This is a genomic window from Aquirufa sp. ROCK2-A2, from assembly GCF_054558485.1.
Map to the genome: position 1 here is coordinate 283969 of NZ_JBPXKA010000002.1, position 22214 is coordinate 306182.

Annotated in this window: 13 protein-coding genes; 4 read left to right on the forward strand and 9 right to left on the reverse strand. The window is 37.3% G+C overall.

Annotated elements, in window-relative coordinates:
• Genes serA through V7S76_RS04425 form a run of 3 tightly spaced genes read right to left on the reverse strand, consistent with a single transcriptional unit; the run spans position 1 to position 3727 of the window.
• Complete coding sequence (serA, locus tag V7S76_RS04415; protein ID WP_459508839.1) at positions 1–1908, reverse strand: phosphoglycerate dehydrogenase; 1908 nt, start codon at positions 1906–1908, stop codon at positions 1–3.
• A 17-nt stretch (positions 1909–1925) separates the two neighbouring features.
• Positions 1926–2897 (reverse strand): YheT family hydrolase, encoded by a 972-nt coding sequence (locus V7S76_RS04420; protein WP_459508840.1) that lies wholly within the window; start codon positions 2895–2897, stop codon positions 1926–1928.
• A 5-nt stretch (positions 2898–2902) separates the two neighbouring features.
• Positions 2903–3727: an SDR family oxidoreductase gene (locus tag V7S76_RS04425; protein ID WP_459508841.1), complete on the reverse strand. Its 825-nt coding sequence runs from the start codon at positions 3725–3727 to the stop codon at positions 2903–2905.
• A 109-nt stretch (positions 3728–3836) separates the two neighbouring features.
• Between V7S76_RS04425 and hemA the strand changes: the two genes are divergently transcribed.
• The 4 genes from hemA (at position 3837) to V7S76_RS04445 (ending at position 8337) form a co-directional block, all read left to right on the forward strand.
• Positions 3837–5123 carry a glutamyl-tRNA reductase gene (gene hemA, locus V7S76_RS04430; RefSeq protein ID WP_459508842.1) on the forward strand — a complete coding sequence of 429 codons (1287 nt, stop codon included), beginning with the start codon at positions 3837–3839 and terminating at the stop codon, positions 5121–5123.
• Between the two features lie 6 nt (positions 5124–5129).
• Positions 5130–5573 (forward strand): regulatory protein RecX, encoded by a 444-nt coding sequence (locus V7S76_RS04435; protein ID WP_459508843.1) that lies wholly within the window; start codon positions 5130–5132, stop codon positions 5571–5573.
• 765 nt (positions 5574–6338) lie between these two features.
• Positions 6339–7484: a pyridoxal phosphate-dependent aminotransferase gene (locus V7S76_RS04440; RefSeq protein WP_459508844.1), complete on the forward strand. Its 1146-nt coding sequence runs from the start codon at positions 6339–6341 to the stop codon at positions 7482–7484.
• Positions 7474–8337: a prephenate dehydrogenase gene (locus V7S76_RS04445; protein WP_459508845.1), complete on the forward strand. Its 864-nt coding sequence runs from the start codon at positions 7474–7476 to the stop codon at positions 8335–8337. Before V7S76_RS04440 ends, V7S76_RS04445 begins: the two co-directional genes overlap by 11 nt.
• 2 nt (positions 8338–8339) lie before the next feature.
• Here V7S76_RS04445 and V7S76_RS04450 read toward each other — a convergent pair whose 3' ends face one another.
• The 6 genes from V7S76_RS04450 to V7S76_RS04475 form a co-directional block, all read right to left on the reverse strand.
• Positions 8340–9650, reverse strand: coding sequence for a vanadium-dependent haloperoxidase (locus V7S76_RS04450; RefSeq protein ID WP_459508846.1), 1311 nt, complete (start codon positions 9648–9650; stop codon positions 8340–8342).
• A gap of 1 nt (position 9651) precedes the next feature.
• Positions 9652–12972 (reverse strand): VCBS repeat-containing protein, encoded by a 3321-nt coding sequence (locus V7S76_RS04455; RefSeq protein ID WP_459508847.1) that lies wholly within the window; start codon positions 12970–12972, stop codon positions 9652–9654.
• Between the two features lie 80 nt (positions 12973–13052).
• A complete protein-coding gene (locus V7S76_RS04460) occupies positions 13053–14903 on the reverse strand; it encodes a RagB/SusD family nutrient uptake outer membrane protein (RefSeq protein WP_459508848.1) in 1851 nt (616 codons plus the stop codon).
• 18 nt (positions 14904–14921) lie between these two features.
• Positions 14922–18047 carry a SusC/RagA family TonB-linked outer membrane protein gene (locus tag V7S76_RS04465; RefSeq protein ID WP_459508849.1) on the reverse strand — a complete coding sequence of 1042 codons (3126 nt, stop codon included), beginning with the start codon at positions 18045–18047 and terminating at the stop codon, positions 14922–14924.
• A 348-nt stretch (positions 18048–18395) separates the two neighbouring features.
• Complete coding sequence (locus V7S76_RS04470; RefSeq protein ID WP_459508850.1) at positions 18396–20351, reverse strand: M1 family metallopeptidase; 1956 nt, start codon at positions 20349–20351, stop codon at positions 18396–18398.
• 16 nt (positions 20352–20367) lie between these two features.
• Positions 20368–22152, reverse strand: a complete 1785-nt coding sequence (locus V7S76_RS04475; RefSeq protein ID WP_459508851.1) for an acyl-CoA dehydrogenase — start codon at positions 22150–22152, stop codon at positions 20368–20370.
• Positions 22153–22214 lie beyond the last annotated feature (62 nt).

Below are 22214 nucleotides of genomic sequence, written 5' to 3' on the forward strand. Positions count from 1 at the left end.
TTAATATAACATTCTGAATTTGATGGTATTATCAATCAATTTTAACTCATTGATTATTTCTTCCGAATATTCTTTGGCAACATCCGTAATAACATAACCTGTCTTTTCCGTTGTTTTCAAATATTGGCCAATGATATTGACTTGGTATTTAGCAAAAACATTGTTGATTTGTGCCAAAATTCCAGGCATATTTTGATGAATGTGCAATAAACGGTGAGCATCTTCCAAAGGTGGCAATTGCAATTCAGGGAAATTAACCGAACCATAGGTGCTTCCGTTATTCATAAATTGCAATAATTTAGATGGAACATATTCCCCAATATTTGCTTGAGCTTCTTCGGTTGATCCACCAATATGAGGTGTTAAAATGACATTTTTTAATCCTCTTAACTCATTAATGAATTCCTCATCATTCGTTTTGGGTTCATATGGAAACACATCCACCGCTGCGCCCCACACTTTACCAGATTTCAAAGCCTCCACCAAAGCAGGAATTTCAACCACATGGCCTCTTGATAAATTCAAGAAAATCACATTGTCTTTCATCCAAGAAAACTGTTCTTTGCCTATAATATTCGTATTGACTTTACGTCCATCCACATGCAAACTAACAAAATCAGCGATGGACAATAATTCTTTCAAGGTATTGCATTTTTTGGCATTCCCCAAAGCCAATTTATCCACTGAATCATAGAAATATACTTCCATCCCCAAAGCTTCTGCGATAACAGAAATCTGAGTACCAATACTTCCATAACCCACTAATCCCAATTTCTTCCCACGAATTTCGTAGGAATTCGTAGCCGATTTGTCCCAAACTCCCGCATGCATTTTATTCGATTTCTCAAAAATATCACGGGTCAACATCACCATTAAACCGATGGAAAGTTCTACCACACTTCGGGTATTGGAATAAGGGGCATTGAAAACGGCGATACCTCTTTTCTCACATTCACCTAAATCGACTTGGTTGGTACCTATGCAAAACGCACCCACGCACATCAAACGAGAAGCGTTGGGATGCTCTAACACTTTTTTCGTCAAATTCGTTTTGGAACGCAATCCTAGAATAGACACATCTTTGATTTTCTCAATCAATTCTGCCTCATCCAATGCACCTTTCAATAATTCTACTTGAAACCCTTCTTTTTTGAAAGCATTCACCGCATTTGGATGAACGTTTTCCAATAATAAAACCTTGATTCTGGATTTGGGATAGGATTGAGCACGACTCAAACCATTGATATATAAAAACTCATCCAAAGAAGGCACAATAAAATCTGCTTTATCAGTTACGGATTTCCTAGAGACATTTTCTGTAAAGGCAAAAAATTTATTGGCTAAACCCGCTTCGCGCAGTTCATAATCCGTATAGCCATCACCGATCACAAATATTTCCCCTTCCAAAGAAAGCGATTGCAACAAACTTACTTTCCCTTTGTCTTTCGACAATAAATTATCCTGATCATAACCTGTAATATTTCCGTCTGCATCATAAATAAACGTATTGGCGAATACATTTTCAGCAGAAATGCCTAATTCATTTACGACAGGTACGATAAAATCTTTGAAACCGCTAGACACGATGTAAATTTGGTCAGCATGTTCTTGAATAAACTCTTTATTTCTATTGAAGGAATCAGAAATTTTCCCCTTTAAAAAAACCACCAACTCTTCCACATGGGCTTTATTGGCTGAAAGTAAGGCAACTCTTTCCTTCAAAGAATCGGCAAATGAAATGGAGCCTGCCATTCCTTTTTCTGTGATATCATGAATTTTTCCTACAATTTCCGCTTGTTTAGGACTTCCTTGAAGGGCAATTCTAGCTAATTCATCTAAACCTTCCACTTTCGTGAAGGTACTGTCAAAATCAATGACGATATTCAAAATTTCTGTTTTATTAGGCATAATCTTCTATTCAATACTTACATCAACCAATTTAGAGCACGCATTTCCGACCACAATTGTCCTTGATAGGAACGAGGATAAAATCCACAATGTCCACCTTCTTCCGGAATTTCCAGAAAAACATGTTTCAGTGTAGACACGAGATCCACAGGAAAACATTCTGGCGACAAAAACGGATCGTTTTTAGCGTTTATTATGAGGGTAGGAATTTGAATTTTATCTAAAAAATACAAAGAACTCGATTGCTGATAATAATCTTCGGCATCCTTGAACCCATGCAATGGACCAGTTATCACGTTATCAAAATCAAACAAAGTTCGAATACCGTTAATCATAGTCGGCGTAATATCTTGAGGATATCTTGCAGACTTTTCTTTAACTTTTTCGATGAGTGTTTTTAAAAAACGTGAGGTATAAATTCCATTATCCCAGCGAGCCAACGTTCGGCTACTGCTAGAAAGATGCAAAGGTACGGAAAATGCCACAGCTTTTCGAATAGAAATGGGAGGATTTTGTCCTTTTTCTCCGAGCCATTTCAAGGTCATGTTGCCTCCCAAGCTGAAACCTGCCAAATAAATTTCTTTTGCACCCTTTTGAATGGCGTGTTGAATAACAAAATCCAAATCATCCGTAGCACCCGAATGATAGAATCGCAAGGCTTTATTGGGTTCTCCTGAACAAGATCGATAGTTCCAAGCCATGGCATTTCCTCCTTGATGAACAAATGCCTTCACTAAACCAGTCACATATTGTCTTTTACTATTGCCTTCCAATCCATGCGAAACAATAAGTAAAGGCTTTTGCTCCAATGAATTGCCTTCTTGATACCAGTCCAAATCCAAAAAATCTCCATCAGGCAAGATGACACGCTCCTCCGATGGAGCATATAATTCCACTTTTCGAAAAAGTGCTGGAAATATACTTTGAGCATGTGCGCCTTTTAACCAAAATGGCGATTGAATCGTATTTATATTTGAAAGTACAGGCACAGATGTTAGATAAAAAAGTCGGGAATTAATTCTTCATCTTTCGTTGCAGGATTCATTTTATAGATCTCAAAATCCGTATAACCCTTTTCTCTCAAGACAACTTCATCAATAAAATAATGACCTGTCACTTCCCGATGATCTTCTGACAAAATTTCAAATGCCGCATCTGCCATAATTTTAGCATTTCTGGCTTGATTAAATATCTCTGCACTACCAATCGCAAATTCAATGGCTGAGGTAGCGATAATGGTTTTGGGCCATAATGAATTGAATGCTACTTTCCCTTTGAATTCCGCAGCCATTCCCAAGGTACATAATGACATCCCAAATTTAGCAATGGAATAAGCTGTATGATTTTTGAACCATCTTGATTCAAAATTCAGCGGAGGAGAAAGTGTTAATACATGTGGATTTTCAGATTTCAATAAATAAGGCAAACAAGCCTGAGAACACAAATACGTTCCTCGAACATTGACTTGATTCATTAAATCATACTTTTTCATGGAAGTTTCTAAAGTTCCCGTCAATTGAATAGCCGAAGCATTGTTAATCAAAACGTCTATTCCACCAAATTTTTCAACAGCCAATTGAACGGCCGATTTCACTTGTTCCTCATCACGAATATCCACCACACAAGCCAAGGCTTTTCCGCCCAAAGCTTCTATCTCTGCTGCAGCTGTGTAAACAGTCCCAGGTAATTTTGGATGTGGCTCTGCAGTTTTCGCTGCAATAACGATATTAGCACCTTGAGAGGCTAATTTTTTAGCGATTTCTAAACCGATTCCACGGGATCCACCGCTGATAAATATTGTTTTATTCTGAAACTGCATAACTATTCAATTTAAACTTGGTCTAAATTACGATTTTCTTTTCAAGACAGTGTAAAAATAAAGAATTGCGTAGTACTTTTGTGAATTATTTTCTGTCGAAAAAAAAAGAATGAGCATTCCGTTAAAATCTGTCAGTATTTCCCATCGCACTGCCCCACTCACCATTCGTGAGCAGGTAGCGTTGAATGAGGAAGAAAGCAAAGTTTTCGCGTTAAAATGTAGAGAGCGATTCGGCTTGAACGAATTATTGATTATATCCACATGTAATCGGACAGAAATGTATTATACCTCTCATAAGGATGTTTCCAAGGATTTAGTCAACCATTTGTTACAGGAAAAAGGCCTTTCCGATCAAACGGAATACGCGGATCATTTCCATGTAGCCAATGAAACTGATGAATCTTTGCAACATTTATTTGAAGTAGCAACCGGCTTGCAATCCAAAGTAGTAGGTGATTTACAAATCCCTAATCAAATTAAAAAGGCCTACCAACAATCGGCCGATTTAAATTTAGCAGGCCCTTATTTACATCGTTTGATGCATACCATTTTTTATGCCAACAAACGTGTAGCCCAAGAAACATCTTTCAGAGATGGAGCTGCATCTGTTTCTTATGCAACTGTAGCCTTAGCTGAAGAATTATCTCAATCGATTGCGGCACCGAAAATTTTAATTTTGGGCCTAGGTGAAATTGGATTAGATGTTTGCAAAAACATGGAAGAGGATAAGGATTTTGCGGAAATTACCATCATGAACCGCACCTTGGAAAAAGCTGAAAAAGTGGCCCAAGGGAAATCTTTCCGAGTAGCTAAATATGAAAATCTTTGGGAAGAAATTGCCAAAGCAGATATCATTATTTCTTCGGTTCGTACCAATGACCCCATTATTACACAGGAAGAATTAAAGAAAATTCAATTATTGTCTTTCAAATATTTCATCGACCTTTCTGTTCCGAGAAGCATTGATGAAGGAATAGAAAAAATCAATGGCGTTCTGTTATACAACATTGATACCTTAAAAGAAAGAGCCGACCAAGCTTTACAAACACGATTAGCGTCTGTCCCTCAGGTTCACCAAATTATTGAAGAAAGCATTTATGGTTTCAATGACTGGTCCAAAGAAATGGAAGTTTCTCCAACGATTCATAAATTAAAAAATGCTTTGGAACAAATCCGAAAAGAGGAAATTAACCGTCATCTTAAAGGATTATCGCAAGAAGAAATTGACAAGCTAGAAAAAATCACGGCTAGTTTGGTCCAAAAAATCATCAAACAACCCATCATTCACCTCAAAGCCGCTTGCAAGCGTGGGGAATCGGAATCTATGGTGGATGCCTTAAATGATTTATTCAATTTGGAGCAATATGCTGAAATTGAAAATCCGGGTAAAGCTTAACATTCGATGAACAGTGAATTCTTACACATCTTGGCTCGGTATTGTGCCTATCAGGAACGTTGTGTTCAAGAATTGCATCAAAAAATGAAAAGTCTAGGGATTGAGGAGGATCAATTTTCTGATTACCTTATTTGGTTAGAGGAAAACAACTACTTGAATGAAGAACGATTTGCCGAAATTTACGCTCGTTCCAAGTTCAACCAAAAAAAATGGGGCCGAAATAAAATCCGATTTGAATTAAAGCAAAGAAAAATCAATCCTGTTTTCATTCAAAAAGCTTTGGAACAAATAGATGATGAAGCTTATTTATTTGCATTAAAGGAAGTAATCAACCAAAAAGCAAAAAAGCTTACATCCAAAGACCCTTGGATCAACCAACAAAAGTGCTATCAATATGCCTTAAGCAAAGGTTTTGAAAGCGATTTGATTGGGGAGGTTTTGAAGGGGTAGCATATAGGTAATAGGTATTAGGTAATAGGTAATAGGTATTAGGTAATAGGTATAAATGCCAATTAAGGGTTAAAAAACATAAAAATCATTCGCTATAAAAATTTATTTTTGGCCAACGCTTAATCCCAACGAAAGATTTGAACGAAGCGGTAGGCGGAGCTTTGACAATGCGCAAGGGCGATGTGCGACAGGGTCAAAGAAAATAGCCGAGAGCGAGAGTGAAAATCGTTCCGCTTGCGGATTCGTCTTGGATTAAGCAAAAGAAAAAAGTTTTTTTGTTTCTTTTTTTTCAAAAAAAGAAATGCCACAGAATAAGAATTAGCCGGTAAATTGCATTATAATCCAGGATTGGACTTATCCTCAATCGATTAGTACTGAATTTAAGTGCTTATTTCAACCCTTAATTCGCATAATTAGGTATTAGGTAATAGGTATTATGTAATAATGCGAATCGGCTGTGCCGAGTGTGTACTATGAATTGAACTTGTAATTTTAACTATAGACGCTAATAACTTACATTTTCTCTTTTCTATCTCCTCTCTCCTATCTCCTCTTTATTCCGCATGAACCAATTTATTAAAAATATTTCCCTATATTTGGGCCATGAATGTAAACACAAACACCTATTACGCAACTTATTATTACGCTGGATATTATCCAGGGATTTAATCGGTTAGTATAGGTTTTGTATCAATAACTTATTTTTAACCGGCCTTATGTCGGTTTTTTTGTTTTATGAGCATATCGATCAAAGCAGCTTCCAGAATGAACACAGTAGAAGAATATTATTTTTCTACCAAACTGAAGCAAATCGCCCAAATGAAAAATGAAGGCATTCCTGTGATTAATTTAGGTATCGGAAGTCCCGACTTGGCTCCCTCCGATTCGACTATTTTGGCTTTGGCACAAAGTGCCACCAGCCCAAATAATCACGCCTATCAAGGTTATCAAGGGATTCCAGCATTCAGAAAAGCTTTTGCTGATTTCTACCAAAGAGAATACGGCGTATTGATCGATCCTAATTCAGAGGTGCTTCCTTTGATTGGCTCCAAAGAAGGCATCATGCACATTGCGATGGCCTATTTGGAAGCGGGAGATGAAACCTTGATTCCCAATCCAGGATACCCCACCTACTCTGCTGCTTGCAAATTAGCAGGTGCCACCGTGGTGGAATATCTGTTGGATGAAGCAAATCATTGGTTACCGAATTTTGAAGAAATCGAAAAAAGAGATTTATCCAAAGTGAAAATCATGTGGGTCAATTATCCACACATGCCTACTGGGGCCAAAGCCAATCAAGAGCTATTTATTCAACTAAGAGATTTTGCCCAAAAACACGATATTTTGATTGTTAATGACAATCCTTACAGCTTCATTCTCAACAAAGAACCGATGAGTATGTTGGCGACTGAAGGAATAAAAGACGTAGCCATAGAATTGAATTCACTTTCCAAATCGCACAACATGGCGGGCTGGAGAATTGGAGCTTTGTTTGGCAAAGCCGATTTTTTAGCTCCAGTTTTGAAATTCAAATCGAACATGGATTCTGGCATGTTTTTGCCTTTGCAAGAAGCAGCCATGGAGGCATTGAAAGCAGATTCAGCTTGGTTCGAAAAGCAAAATCAGATTTATCTATCCAGACAAAAAAAGGTTTTTGAATTATTGGATTTATTGGATTGTATGTATGACCCTGCACAAAGTGGCATGTTTGTTTGGGCAAAAATACCAACAAATTATGCCAATGGATATGAATTATCCGACAAAGTATTGAACGAAAATGCGGTTTTTATCACCCCAGGTGGCATTTTTGGTAGTCAAGGTAACGGCTACATCCGTGTATCTTTATGTGCCAAAGAAGAAATCTTTCAAGAAGCAATTGACCGAATTAAGCAGAAAACAAATGGAATCTAATCAAGTAGTAGGAATTTTAGGCATTGGATTAATTGGTGGATCCATGGCATTGGATTTGAAAAATTCCCAATGGGCCAAAAAATGTATCGGAATTGATACAGGCAGAAAAAACCAAAAAAGAGCTTTAGAATTAGGTCTTATCGACGAATTGTTGCCTTTGGAAGAAGCATTAAAGGAAATAACTTTATTAATTCTTGCCGTTCCTGTTGACAATTTAGTTGCTGAATTACCTGCTATTTTGGATCAATTAAATGAAAACCAAGTCGTGATTGAAGTAGGTTCTACCAAAACCCCTGTTTTTGAGTCGATCCAACATCACCCAAAAAGAGGATTGTTCGTCAGCACGCACCCCATGGCTGGTACCGAATTTTCAGGTCCTGAAGCAGCTATTGAAAAACTATTTCAAAACAAACGCGCTGTCATTTGCGACCAAGAATTAAGCCATCCAAAAGCTGTTCAATTGGTGGAAGATATGTACCAAAATGGATTGGGAATGAATCTGATTTACATGGATTCCATAGCCCATGATGTACATACAGCATACATTTCCCACATTTCCCACATTTGTTCTTTTGCCCTTGCGAGCACCGTTTTGGAAAAAGAAAAAGACGAAAAACGCATCTTTGAATTAGCCTCCACCGGTTTTGAATCCACCGTCCGTTTGGCAAAATCCTCGCCAGAAACCTGGATTCAGATTTTTCATCAAAACCAGGAAAATTTATTGGATGTGTTGGATGAGTACATCAATACGCTTTTGAAATACAAAGGCCTACTTTTAGCCGGGAGTTACGATAAATTAAAAGAAGAATTGGTGAAGGCAAATGAGATCAAGCGAGTTCTGAATCCCAAATGATTTTACTTCAACCAATTTTTAACCAAATATTCCCCCAACAATTTTCCTTGTTGTTGCCCTGCGGTGATGCCATCCATGAAGTGAATTCCGCCGTATAATCTAGAAATGGCCGCTTCTTCAGCGGCCAATTTAAAGGATTTGAAGGGTCTTGCATCTATCCCATAACGCATTTCAACGGTATCTACATAGGCAAAGTTATCCCCAAAAAAATGGGTCAGAATTATGGCTGCAGTGGTAGAAACGGTTGAATGACCACTAGGGAATTCAGGAAATGGTGGTGTTTGTAAAAATGGTTTCCAAGTCGGATCAATCAATTGACGTATAGCTGTTTCTGGTCTAATTCGATTCGTTTCATATTTACGTTTCCAGCAAACCCAGAAAGCATCCATTAAACCCACTGACAAAGCTGTTCTAACTAAAAGACTTTTCCCAAAAGGCAGTTTTTTCTTTTCACAGGCGATTCCAGCAATCCCCATCCAATGAGCGCCGGGTGAAATTTTCTTCATGGCAATTAATAAATGTCCATTTTCCGACAAAGCAAATGGATTACAGTCCCAAAAGGCGGCTATTTTTTGATTCGCTTCTGATTGACCTATGGTAAAAACTTCTTTCGACAATTGATAAAATTCAGAAGATTTATCCTCGCTGTATTTCACCGGTTCAATTTGGCAAAGCGATTGAATCAACGTAGAGTCGCGTAAATTAAAACTTCTGATTTTAGAAAAATAAGGTTCCACAGCAGGAAAATAACCAGGCGGAGTTGGATACCAAAACCCTGGTTTTTTTTCTGGCGAATAACGCACATATCGACTAATTTGATTGTATTTATCAGCCTTGGAGTATTTTAAAACAGCTGAAGAAAAATGCGTGGCTAATTCTTGAGAAGCTTCTAAGACATGGGTACTAAATCCAGCTTTGTTACAAGAGTCCAAATAATTCTTTTTCCACTCTTTCATTTTCCCTCCAGAAGGTTGCATCGCCGCCGAAACATCCATCATGGCTATCAAGGAAGCCAAGGAAATATTGGCATCCAGAGGGTCCTTCTTTTCAATGACAGGAAAATCCGTCAATTTATCTTGAATGGCTGGCAAAGATGCATCGTAAGTCGATTGAAGATCATAGGCGGCCAAGCTTGCATAAGAAAAAAAACGCATGGCTAAAGGCGGATTGGAGACATCATGAATCATCATTTCCGTCATTTGCAAAACAACCTTATCTATTTCCGATCCTAGAATTTCCTGATCCTTCCCCTTCTTCTGATTGCAAGAAATGAGGGAAGAAAGCAAAACCAATAAAGACAGAATTTTTTTCATTTTATTTCAATTCAAATTGCAGTACTTCTGAATTATTGCGTCCGATAAACCAATTCTTGCCGATTTGAATCACCGAACGAACATCGCCACTTAACCAAAGTCCAGAAGTTGCTTGAGTTACCGTTTTAAAATTCAATTTACCATCTCCAAGCAAAACTAAACCATAATTGGCATCCATCTTCCCTACCCTTAATTTGGCATGATTGATGTTTCCGCAAAGTAAAATGTCTAAATGACCATCCTGGTTAACATCCAAGGTATTGATGGTAAAAATGGCGGAATTCTGAACTTTTACAGGTAGACTAAGTTTGTGGTATTTACCAGATTGATCGGGACTTAAAATAACCGTTTCTAATTCGTTTATCTCCAAAATTTGTGCATCCTTTAATTCGTCCTCCGTGAAAACATCGTTTAATTTTGCCTCCGCAAAACTCTGATAATCCGTAAAACGCGTACGCATCATGCTGATTTGATCCAACAATTCATCTCTGGTTAAAAATGGCACCTTTTCATGCTTGACATAGGAAGTCAAAATCGGATCAATGATTCCATTCCCGTCAAAATCCTTCACATACATTTCCATTGGTTCTTCTTTGGAAACCTTCCAAGGCACATTTTTACCTAGATTACCCATGATTAATTCAGGTTTGCCATCTTTGTTCAAATCTTGAACCAAAATTTTATTCCAAAAGCCTTTCAGCGATTGATCAAAATATTGATTGGTAACATTTTCCGTTTTTCCTGCTTTGAAATTAAATACTTGAGCAGCTAAAAAATCTCCGACCAAAATCAATTCTGAAATTTGATCACCATCTAAATCTTGAAAAGCTGCATCACTGACCATTCCAATGTTTGAAATCTCTGGATATTGCGCCGAAACATCCTTGAATTTGCCTCCACCCATATTTTGAAGCAGGTAATTTTTCGGACTAGAAGGATAATTTCCTGGGACAAATCTACTGCCGACGAATAAATCAGGCTTTTGATCACGATTCAAATCGATTTGCTTCACACAAGATTTACTTCCTGCAACGGACGGCAAGGATAAATTCAAGGTGAAATTCCCTTTTCCATCATTCAAATAGAGTTGATCCAATAATTTAGGATCATTGGGTTCCAACAAATCATAACCTCCTGCAGCCAAATACAGATCCAAATCATGGTCATTATCAATATCAATAAACAATGATGAGGCCGTTTCTCTGTTGGTTTCTGGAAACTTCGAAGAAATAAATTGATGTTGTTTGTTTTGTAAAAATAAACGAGAACTCGAATAAGCTGTACCTCCTACAAATACATCCTCTAATCCATCCTGATTGACATCAGCTTTTGACAAATGAGGGCCAAAGTAGGAAAGAGGGTGAATCAACTGGGTTTGTCGTTTAAAATCATTGATGTTGACGGGATTATTGATTTGTATTAAATCCGCCTTGGCCGTGAAATATACAGAAGACTCGCTTTGTTGCTCCGAAATCAATTTTGCATCCGATTCTTTCAACTTCAATAAGGAATTGACTTTGATTTTTTTCAAAGTTTGTGATTTGCCAGAATTCCATGTGATTTGAACAGAATCAATTAAAGAGGATTGACCAAGCCCAATGTGTAATTTCGGAGACACACTGGATTGGAAACCTCGATATATATTTTGTTCCAAATACTGGTTCCCTGATTGTTGAAACACCTTTATTTTTGCCCCTAAACCAACCGTATTCAACTTTTCGCCTTCCAATTGAATTTGCAAAAAGGTATTTTTCTTGATTTTTTGACTTTGATTTTCAAAGATAAAAGCCGCTCGATTTATGTTGTTAACGACTAAATCTAAATCGCCATCATTGTCCAAATCAGCATAAGTTGCACCATTGCTATTGGAGTTAAAATCGACACCCCACTCCTTGCTCACATTGGTGAATTGCGAATTTTGTTGGTTTTTAAATGCATAATTGGTCAAATTAGATGCTGGCATTTTTTGAACCAATTCCAACACATTTTCTCTTTGGATAGCAGTTTGATTATTTTGTACATAATCACTCATGTATTTTAAAAAATCCTGATTGGTATAATCCCTTAAATAACCGTTGGTGACGAATAAATCTTTCCAGCCATCGTTGTCATAATCGGCTAACAAGGCACTCCAACTCCAATCTGTATTGGAAATTCCGGCTAATTGTCCAGCCTCCGAAAAATGCACCTTTCCATTTTGAGCATCCACGCCTTCATTCACTTGCAACATATTACGCATATATTGGTGTCCCCAACCCACTTTCAGATTAAAATCAAATTTCTCAAAATTATCAGGAGCCATTAATAATTTTTGACGCAAATTATCTTCAGGCAACATATCCAAAGTTAGAATATCGGGTAAAAAGTCATTATTGATGTCGGCGATATCATTTCCCATGGAAAAATGAGAAAAATGGCCTAAACTAGAGGAAATGCTGTTGACAAATGCTTTCCCTTTTTGATTGATATAAAGAAAATCGGGAATGGTATAATCGTTGGACACATAAAAATCCAACCATCCGTCTTGATTCACATCCGAAATACCAACCGCGAGTCCATACGATAGAGCGGATGATTGAATGCCTAAACTTTTAGTTTGATTGGTAAATTTTTTACCTAAACCTTCATTTTGAAAGAACTGAATTCCACTGTTTAAATCTTCTTTGGCGATTAGATTGGCCGTACTCGATTCATCCAATACGGGTAAAGATTTTGGATTATGATTCACTAAAATCATATCCAAATCTTGGTCCTTGTCGTAATCAAAAAACACGGCGTGTGTACTATTTCCTGGACTATCCAAACCTAATTCCGCAGCTTGATCTTTGAAAATAGGAATACCTTGAGAATCATTTCCTTGATTAATAAAAAGTTGATTACGCTTTTTATCGGGCGGTAAATTGCCAGAATAACAAACATAGATGTCCAATTTTTGGTCGCCATTGATGTCTACTAGACTGACACCTGTTTTCCAAGGTCCGGGTCTGCCGGTTACGCCAGCTATCCCAGCCACTTCTTTGAATTTCATACCACCTTGATTGATATACAAGTGGTTATTTTCCATGTTACTAGTGAAATACAAATCTTCTTTCCCGTCCCCGTTTAAATCTCCGGCAGAAACACCACCACCATTGTAGAAATATTCGTACATCAAGACATTGGTATTTAATCCTTCTTGGATATTGTTTTGAAATAAAACCTGGGTTTTAGATGAATCCAACAAGGAGAAAATTTGATCTTCTTTGGAAATAGGATCTGAGGAAGTAAATAGTTGGCAACTACTTAGAAGACAAAGGGCAAAAAGAATGGATAGATTTTTCACAAATAAATTTGTACTAAAATAAAAAAAAGGAAATAGCGAAGTTCGAAAACTTCACTATTTCCTTAAAGATAATCAAAGGATTAATATCCTGGATTCTGAACTAGATTTTTATTTCTGTTCATTTCATCGCGGTGGATTGGTAAGAAATACATCTTATCTGCCCATGAGCGATTTTCTTTTCCTGGATCCATATCTACGACCTTGTAAGAATAATCATAACTAGTAGGATCATACTTATAAAGCGAAACTGATTTACCAGATTTTAAGCTACCAAATACGTTAATGATTTTCACTTTATTACCCAAGGTAGTAGGAGCAATCATCCAACGTCTTGCATCATGGTATCTTTGTTCTTCAAAAGCCATTTCAACTCTTCTTTCGTTGCGGTATTTGTCTCTTAAAGCGGCACCACTCTCAGTGATTTCAGGCATACCTGAACGGAAACGAATTTTATTTAACCAAGCCTTAGCTTCCGCTTCTTCACCTAATTCGATACAAGCCTCAACGTAATTTAATACGGCTTCAGTGTATCTAAAGAAAGGCCAAGGAATTTGTTGCCAAGTATTTTGATCAATAATAGAAGGATTAGGATCGGTAAATTTGCGGAAATAATATCCTGTATAGCTACCGTTCCAATCTTCTACCGTACTTTTTCTAGTATCCAAACCAAAATAAGAAACTTTTGAACCACCAGAAGTTATTTCATATTGACCTGTTTGAATTTGGTTAGCAGGATCTTTAGAAGCTACGTCAGCTGTACGTGGTTTCCAACCAGCACCATCATACAACAAAGTAGCATAAAAACGTGGATCACGATTATTATAAGGTGCAGCCGAATGATCAGGATTTGTCCAAGAGAATTTAGAGCCATCCATCATTTCATAATCATCTACTAAATTTTGAATAGGTGCATTACCAGCCCAGTTATGGTATCCATTTGGACCATTGAACAAACCAATTCTACCACCACCCTCTTGCTTAGCATTGATGAAATAACGTGCGAAAATCAATTCCTTTTCACCACCATTTCTTGCCAATGAATTGTTCATGTAATTGGCCATTCCATCATCTTTTGAAGCAGGCTCTGATAGATTTAATTTATTACCGTATCCACTTAAATCCAAAACTGCTTTTGCTGCATCTTTAGCTGCTTTCCAGCGAGACATACGATCTCCATCAGTATAAGCAAGAATTTCTGGAGTTGACATTGCACCCATCGCTGTAGATTTTGCTTTGGCAGTTGTTGCATCGTACAAATCACTCGCTGCATACAATAAAATTCTAGATTTTAAAGCTAATGCTGCTGCTTTTGAAGCACGTCCAGCGGCCAATGACTTACCATTTAACAAAGTAGCTGCTTCATCACAATCTTTCACGATGAATGCTATACTTTCTTTCATTGAATTTCTTTTAGAAAGAAAATCAGTATCCGTTAAAGAAAATGATTTATCAATAATAGGCACACCACCATAATAGCGAACCAATTGGTGATAGTAATAAGCACGCATAAATTTAGCCTCACCATTCAGTCTTTCAACCAAGGCAGCACTAAAAGTGGTAGCAGCTTTTAATTTTTCTAAAGCTAAATTACAAGCACGAATACGCGTATACATATTCTGCCAGCTCAAGGTTCCATTCACCCAACCGATATCGGCAGGATTAGATCTTGATTCCGTGATGGTCGTAATTCCACGACCTGGGTGGGTAAATGAAGATTCATCCGTTAAAGATGCTAACATTTGTTCATCAAATCCACCGTTTCCTAAGCCACCGTACAATTCAGTGACAAAGGCTTCTGCTAAGTTTGGATCAGACCAAACTACCGATTCCGATAATTGATCCAATGGTACTGTGTTGACAAAATTATCATTACAACTTGTCAAAACAGAGCCAACACCTGATAACGCAATGATTAAATATATTTTTTTCATTGTTTTTTCTTTTAATGTTTAAAATGTTGCTGTTAATCCTACATTGACAATCCTTGATTGAGGATAGTATTGACCTGTTGAGTTAGTTGACTCTGGATCATATACTTTCAAAGCATCCCAAGTAATTAAGTTCAAGCCGTTTACATATAAACGACAATTTTTCAAACCAATTTTAGATAAAACCGTAGAAGGTACATTGTACCCAACTTCCAAGTTTTTCAATCTAAGATAATCAGAGCTTCTCAACCAATAGGTATTATTAGAAGAAAAATACTGATCACTTCTGTTAGCAATACGAGGATGTACGCTGCTTGGATTTTCTACTGTCCAACGATTTTGGTAAATGTCTAATAAATAGTTACCGATGTTTCCAGATTCTCCTGCACTAACATATTGTTGAGCACCAGCAGCACCTTGGAACAATACAGATAAATCAAAATTCTTGTATTGCGCTCCCATTGTGATACCACCTTGGAATAAAGGAAGTTGAGTAAAATCATTACGAACTTGATCATCTGGTGTAATTTTACCATCACCATTGTAATCTTTGTACTTCATATCACCTGGACGTAAAGTATTTACGATCGATTTATAATTGATTGTATTAGCATCAATTTCAGCTTGGTCTTTGAATACTCCATCATAGATATATGCCTGGTAAGTGTACATTGGTTTTCCTGTTGTACGTTGCCATTCTGGAGCACCTGGTGCCTCATCCCAGAATAAGATTTTATTCTTCGCATAACCTCCATTGATACCAAAGTTGTACTTCAATTCACCAATTTCACTTCTGTAGTTAATAGACATATCAAAACCACTATTTTCAACAATACCAATATTTTGTGCTGGTAAAGTTAAACCTGTCGATTGTGGTACAGAAGCATTTTTGTTCCATAAGATATCTGTACGCTTGTTATAGAAATAATCTAATTCAAACGATAATTTATTGTTGAACAAAGTTCCTTCTAAACCGATATCTGAGTTTGTAGCAACCTCCCATTTAATATCATTGTTTGGAATTTTGGTTTCAAACAAGGTTTTTGTTTCTACGTTTCCAATGATATAAGATCTAAATCCATAGGTTGACAAATATTGATAAGTAGCAATTTGGTCATTACCCATTTGTCCCCAAGAACCTCTCAATTTCAAATAATTGATGGCTGGAAGTTGATCTTTGATGAAACTTTCTTCCGACATAACCCATCCCAACATACCGCCTGGGAAAAATCCATAACGAGTTGCAGTAGGGAAAATATCGGATCCATCATAGCGCCATAAGAACTCCGCCAAATATTTTTCTTTGAAGTTGTATGCCACACGACCGAAATAATTCAAACGAGCTCTTTCATATGCTCCACCACCGTTATTTTTCTCTAAATCACCCCCTGCAAACATTTGATCCAAGGCTGGTGAAATAAAGTATCTACGGAATGCATTGAAGTTATCTCCAGAAATAGTTTCACGGTTAGAACCTGCTAAAACCAATAAATTATGATTGTTGAATTTCTTCTCATATGTCACAACTCCTCCTAGTAATACGTTCAATTGATTTTCATCTCCTAAGGTTAAACGAGGCTCAGCAGGTCCACGCTTGGATGGACTAAGAATTGGTGTAGTACCATTCGCTTCAAAACCAACTCCTCTTTCATATAAAGTCCAAGGTGTCTCCCATCTCTTAGTTGCTCTAAAACGCTTATCGATCGCAGCCGTAGCCGTGAATTTCAAACCTGGAATGTATGGGATTTTGATATCCAATTGTCCATTCGTTTGGAAATAACTTTGCTTATCATTGTCATATCCAGTTTGATTAGTTGTGATAACCACTGGGTTTTCACCATTCTCAATATCCGGACCTGGGCGACCATCTGGCCAAAATGCTGGCTGATTCGGTTTACCACGCATTTGCATACGGAAGATAGCACTAGCTGGCTTAGTTGGGTAACGACGGAATTCTTCACGTCCTAAAACACCAATACTCAAATTTACATTCTCATTGATTTTAGCATCTAAATTTAAACGCAAATCATATTGCTCATAACCCGTTGCTGAATTTTTATAGTATGCATCTTGATTTTGATAACCCAAAGAAGCTAAATACTTGATATTCTCGCTACCTCCACTCATTTGCACATTGTGCTTTGTTTGCGGAGACCAGTTTTTTAAAGTTGCACCATACCAATCCGTGTTAGGGTGTAACCATGGATCAGTTCCATCTTGGTATAACTTAATATCGTTAGGTGAATATGGAGCTTTACGGCCATTATAAACACCTGTAGATTTGTATGCAGCAGTTGCTTCTGCCCATTGATTCGATGGTAGTTGATAAATATCCAAGTCATTCAACATTCCAGTATATTGGGCAGCATTAGCCAATTGAGGAACAACAGTTGGTTGAGAATAACCTTGATTGAATGAATAAGATAATTCAGGTTTTCCTGATTTTCCTTTTTTCGTCGTAATCAAAATTACACCATTCGCAGCACGAGCTCCATAAATAGCAGCAGATGCATCCTTCAAAACTGAAATAGTTTCAATGTCTTGTGGATTGATACGATCCAAACCACCGGCTCTGTTAGGAATACCATCAATTACAATCAAAGCGTCGTTATTGTTCAAGGTATTTGCTCCACGAATACGAATGGAAGATCCATCGTACCCTGGTTCACCCGAACGGTTAACCGCTACAACCCCTGCCATACGACCAGCAATCGAGTTACTTAAGTTAACAGTAGGCGACTTTTGTAAGTCAGCACCTTTCACAGAAACAACTGAACCGGAAACGGTCGCTTTTTTCTGAACACCATAACCAACAACGATAACCTCGTTTAAGTTTTGGGCATCCGGAACAAGCGAAATATTAACAACACTTTGGTTTCCTACAGTAACTTCCTTTTTCTGATAACCCACAAATGAGTAAACTAATTTGGTGGCACTTCCAGAAACAGGAATACTATACTTCCCATCAATGTTGGTGTTGGTTCCTTTCGTGGTTTCTTTCACCATGACAGTTACTCCAATCAAGGCCTCGCCTTTTTCGTCTGTAACCTTACCAGAAACAACCTGGTTTTGGCCATATGATATCCATGAAACGGATAGCAAAAAGGCCAGCAAGTACAATTTGCATTGGTACAATTTTGTTTTCATAATTAAATTTTATTTAGATTTCGTCGCACAAACAACCGCGTTCGTCGACGTTCAATGGCTATAATAAAAAATAATTTGATAAAACCTATACTTAACTAATAAGGATAGTGCAAATTTTTAATGATTTAATTACAAAATTGATTATTTGGTATATAATTTTAAAAAAAACAATGAATAACTAATAAGTTAAGGAGAAAAATTAGTTTGTTTAAACACTGATATGGCCTTCAAGGCAATTGTACATTTCCAAGAAACAGATTAGCACAGTAATGTAAATTATGAAGTATGAATTTTGAATTGTTTTAACCAACATTTCATAACTCATACTTCATAACTCATAATTATAAATTAATTCCCTCTTGGTGCTTTAAAGGACATCGGTTTCCAGGTATTGTTTTTCGAATTGATATCTGGGAAAACATGATCAGGATCTATCACAACCGATTTAATAGGCAAATTTGTATTTACTCGCATTTCCCAAGTTGCACCGCGTTGCCAAATTTCTACAGGCAATTCAACACGTTGTTTGGTTCCACCAGCTAATTCAATTTCAACAATGGCAGGCATCGCCATTTTCTCTAAATTTTCAATGGTAATGATAGCTCCTTTCGTAGGATCCTGTTCTATATACTCTACATCCTTTACCGATTGATCCAATTTCCATAATTCGTAAAACCATGCTTTCCAAAACCATCCTAAATCTTCACCCGCACCATCTTCCATAGCTTTAAAGAAATCCATTGGAGTTGGATGCTTAAATGCCCACTTTTGAATATAATTTTTGAAGGCATAATCAAAACGATCAGCTCCAATAATTTGCTCACGCAAAATCTTTAATCCCATTCCTGGTTTATTATATGCTTCCCAACCCAAATTTCTAGCTTGAATGACATCAGGAATTGACATAATAGGATCAGCTGTTTCTCTAAAAATCGATTTGGCAATTTGATGCATATCAAATTTGCGATTTTTATATTCTCCTTTATTGAAGGCATCTGTTGAATAAAAGTTAATAAATGTATTGAAACCTTCATCCATCCAAGCAAATTTTCGTTCGTTATTTCCAACAATCATCGGAAACCAATTGTGCCCAAATTCATGATCCGTTACTCCCCACAAACTAGCAGTTTTGTCCTCAAATCCACAGAAAATAATTCCTGGATATTCCATACCCGACACAATTCCTGCCACATTAGTAGCTACCGGATAAGTATATTCGTATAACCAATTGGAATAATACTCGATAGATGCCTTTACGTATTCTGTAGATCTTGCCCAAGCATTTGTACCGTTGGATTCCACTGGATATGCTGAAACAGCCATCGCTTTTTTTCCACTTGGCAAATTGATACGAGCAGCATCTAAGATGAAGGCGGTTGAACTAGCAAAAGCAACATCCCTGGCATTTTGACATTTAAATTTCCACGTTAAACGTTCCTTAGCAGGACGTGAAGATGGATTAGTTACTTCTTCCGCACTTCTAATTACCACCGTTTGATCCGATTGAGCAGCCGCGTTCCAACGTTTGACTTGTTCAGAAGTATATACTTCACTTGGATTCAACAATTCACCAGAACCGACTACGATATGACTTGCTGGAGCATTTATCGAATACTCAAAATTCCCATACTCCAAATAAAACTCGCCAGCACCTAAATAAGGTAAAACATTCCAACCTTCTATGTCATCATATACACACATCCGTGGGAACCACTGTGCCATTTGGAAAATGGTACCATTTTTTGTTTCCTGTAATCCTGTTCGGTCCGAACCATTTTTAGGCGGAGTATATGAATAGCTGATTTTAATTTTTGCTACACCCAATTTCTCGGCCAAAGCAGAAGCCAAACGAATTTGTAAGCGGGTATCTTCCACGATGAAATTAGCCGGTTTCCCATCTAAACTAACACTCTCAATTTGATATCCCCCATCGAAGCCAATGTTACCAAACCGACCGCCTGCGGGAGGAGTAGTTTTACTACCTCTAGATTGCGTATTAAATTGGTTTTGATCCAATTGTAGCCACAAAAAAGATAATTTATCAGGTGAATTGTTTTTATAGGTAATTTCTACATCTCCGCTAACTTTATTTGCTTTCTCATCCAAAGAAACATTGATTTTATAATCAGCAGAATTTTGCCAATAAGCTGGGCCTGGAATTCCAGAACCAGAACGATATGGAGAGTTGGACTGATAATTCCACAAAGGATGGAACAATTCGTAGGCATTGTAATTGGATTTAGTTTGCGCCCAACTAGTGAAACCTAGGAATAAAAGGAAATTTAAGCAGAATAGTTTTTTCATGTTATTTTTTGATGAATTAATCTTCAAATATGGTCAAATTCTCGGAATCTAGCAATCTTTGACTCAATCCCAAGGATTTAGGTAGTTCATAATGATAAAAGAATTTCATGGTATGAATTTTATCAGCATAAAAAGATAAATCACTGGCAGACAATCCACCTGCATTTAATTTATTTGATGCAACAGCGCCTTGTTTCAACCACTGCCATGCAACGATGACCAAACCAAATAATTCCATGTATAAACTTGAATCGGCTAAAAATTCAACCGTTTTTCCTTGAGCCGCTATTCCTAATTTATGCATGGTAATTTTGCCCAAATTTTCAATTTCCTTTTGGAGTAAAGAAGCATATGGCGCTAATTTTTCATCCGATGAAGCCTTTGCCACATCATCCAACATCATTTTAGATAAAACCTTCAAAGCCTTTCCTTGGTGACTAGGAATTTCACGACCTAGCAATGTTAAACCATGAATACCGGTGGTACCTTCATAAATAGACATAATCCGACAATCTCTGGCCATTTGCTCCAATGGAAAATCTTCGGTATAACCATAACCTCCTAAAACTTGAAGTCCCTGATTAACCGCTACTTGGCCCATTTCAGCTGGATAGGTTTTCGCCACAGGAGTCATCAGATTTAACAAAAGATGATAATTTTCTTTTTCCTCTCCATCCAAACACTTAGCTAAATCGTCCCACAAAAAGCATTGAAATAAAAGTCCCATAGCACCTTCAAAAATAGCCTTTTGGGAATACAACAAACGTTGAACATCTGGGTGATTTTTAATTAAAGTGGGGGGAGTTTCAGGATCTTTATTTTTCAAAGAACGACCTTGAGATCTTTCATTGGCGTATTGTTTTGAAAAATGATACGCCGCTGAAGCAATATAGGCACCGCCCATACCTACTCCTAAACGTGCTTCGTTCATCATTTGGAACATGTAGGACAATCCTTTATTCGGTTCTCCTACCAAATAACCGATGGAATCCCCTTTATCTCCGAAGGACAAATGCAAAGCTGGAGTAGCTTTTTGTCCCATTTTATGATACAATCCCATGGAAAGAACTTGATTGTTCACCCATTGACCCTCTTTTTGAATATTTTTTGGAACGACGAAAAGCGATATACCTTTGGTTCCTTTCGGTGCACCCTCTAATCTTGCTAAAACCAAGTGAATGATATTTTCTGAAAAATGATTATCACCACCTGAGATAAATATTTTTTGGCCTTTGATGGAAAAAGTGCCATTTCCCAGATCTTTGGCTTGTGTAGCAACATCGTTCAAGGAACTTCCCGCCTGTGGCTCTGTTAGACACATGGTTCCGGTCCACTTACCCGACATCATATTTGGCACAAATTGTTGTTGCAATTCTTTCGATCCAAAACTAGCAATCAAATGAGCCGCCCCATTACTTAACCCTGTAAACATCACAATCGAATTATTGGCAGCACCACGAATAAATTCATGCGCACCTCCTACAATGGATGGTAATTGTTGGCCGCCTTCTTCATAACTAAAAGTCGCACCAATCATTCCTGATTCACCCATTTCTTTCACATAGGCTTCTACAGAAGAATGAACCTGTACTGTTCCATTGACCAATTCAGCCTGCTTACGATCAGCCTCTACAAAATGTGGACGAAGATGTTTTTCTGCGATGGATTCCGCTGAATCAAGCACCATATCAAACATATCAGGAGCGTAATCAGCATAATAAGGATGTTTACAAAGTTGTCCGTAATCAAAAACTTCTTTTAAAATAAAGTCAAGATTTCTGCGGTCGTATTCTTTTGCCATAGTTAAAAAATTTATCTCGACAAATTTGCATAAAAAAAAAGTGTTATGCAAGCATACCTTTT

Coding starts and splice junctions, on each gene's coding strand:
- serA (WP_459508839.1), bottom strand. CDS start 1,908: ATGCCTAATAAAACAGAAATTTTGAATATCGTCATTGATTTTGACAGT.
- V7S76_RS04425 (WP_459508841.1), bottom strand. CDS start 3,727: ATGCAGTTTCAGAATAAAACAATATTTATCAGCGGTGGATCCCGTGGA.
- hemA (WP_459508842.1), top strand. CDS start 3,837: ATGAGCATTCCGTTAAAATCTGTCAGTATTTCCCATCGCACTGCCCCA.
- V7S76_RS04435 (WP_459508843.1), top strand. CDS start 5,130: ATGAACAGTGAATTCTTACACATCTTGGCTCGGTATTGTGCCTATCAG.
- V7S76_RS04440 (WP_459508844.1), top strand. CDS start 6,339: ATGAACACAGTAGAAGAATATTATTTTTCTACCAAACTGAAGCAAATC.
- V7S76_RS04445 (WP_459508845.1), top strand. CDS start 7,474: ATGGAATCTAATCAAGTAGTAGGAATTTTAGGCATTGGATTAATTGGT.
- V7S76_RS04450 (WP_459508846.1), bottom strand. CDS start 9,650: ATGAAAAAAATTCTGTCTTTATTGGTTTTGCTTTCTTCCCTCATTTCT.
- V7S76_RS04460 (WP_459508848.1), bottom strand. CDS start 14,903: ATGAAAAAAATATATTTAATCATTGCGTTATCAGGTGTTGGCTCTGTT.
- V7S76_RS04465 (WP_459508849.1), bottom strand. CDS start 18,047: ATGAAAACAAAATTGTACCAATGCAAATTGTACTTGCTGGCCTTTTTG.
- V7S76_RS04470 (WP_459508850.1), bottom strand. CDS start 20,351: ATGAAAAAACTATTCTGCTTAAATTTCCTTTTATTCCTAGGTTTCACT.
- V7S76_RS04475 (WP_459508851.1), bottom strand. CDS start 22,152: ATGGCAAAAGAATACGACCGCAGAAATCTTGACTTTATTTTAAAAGAA.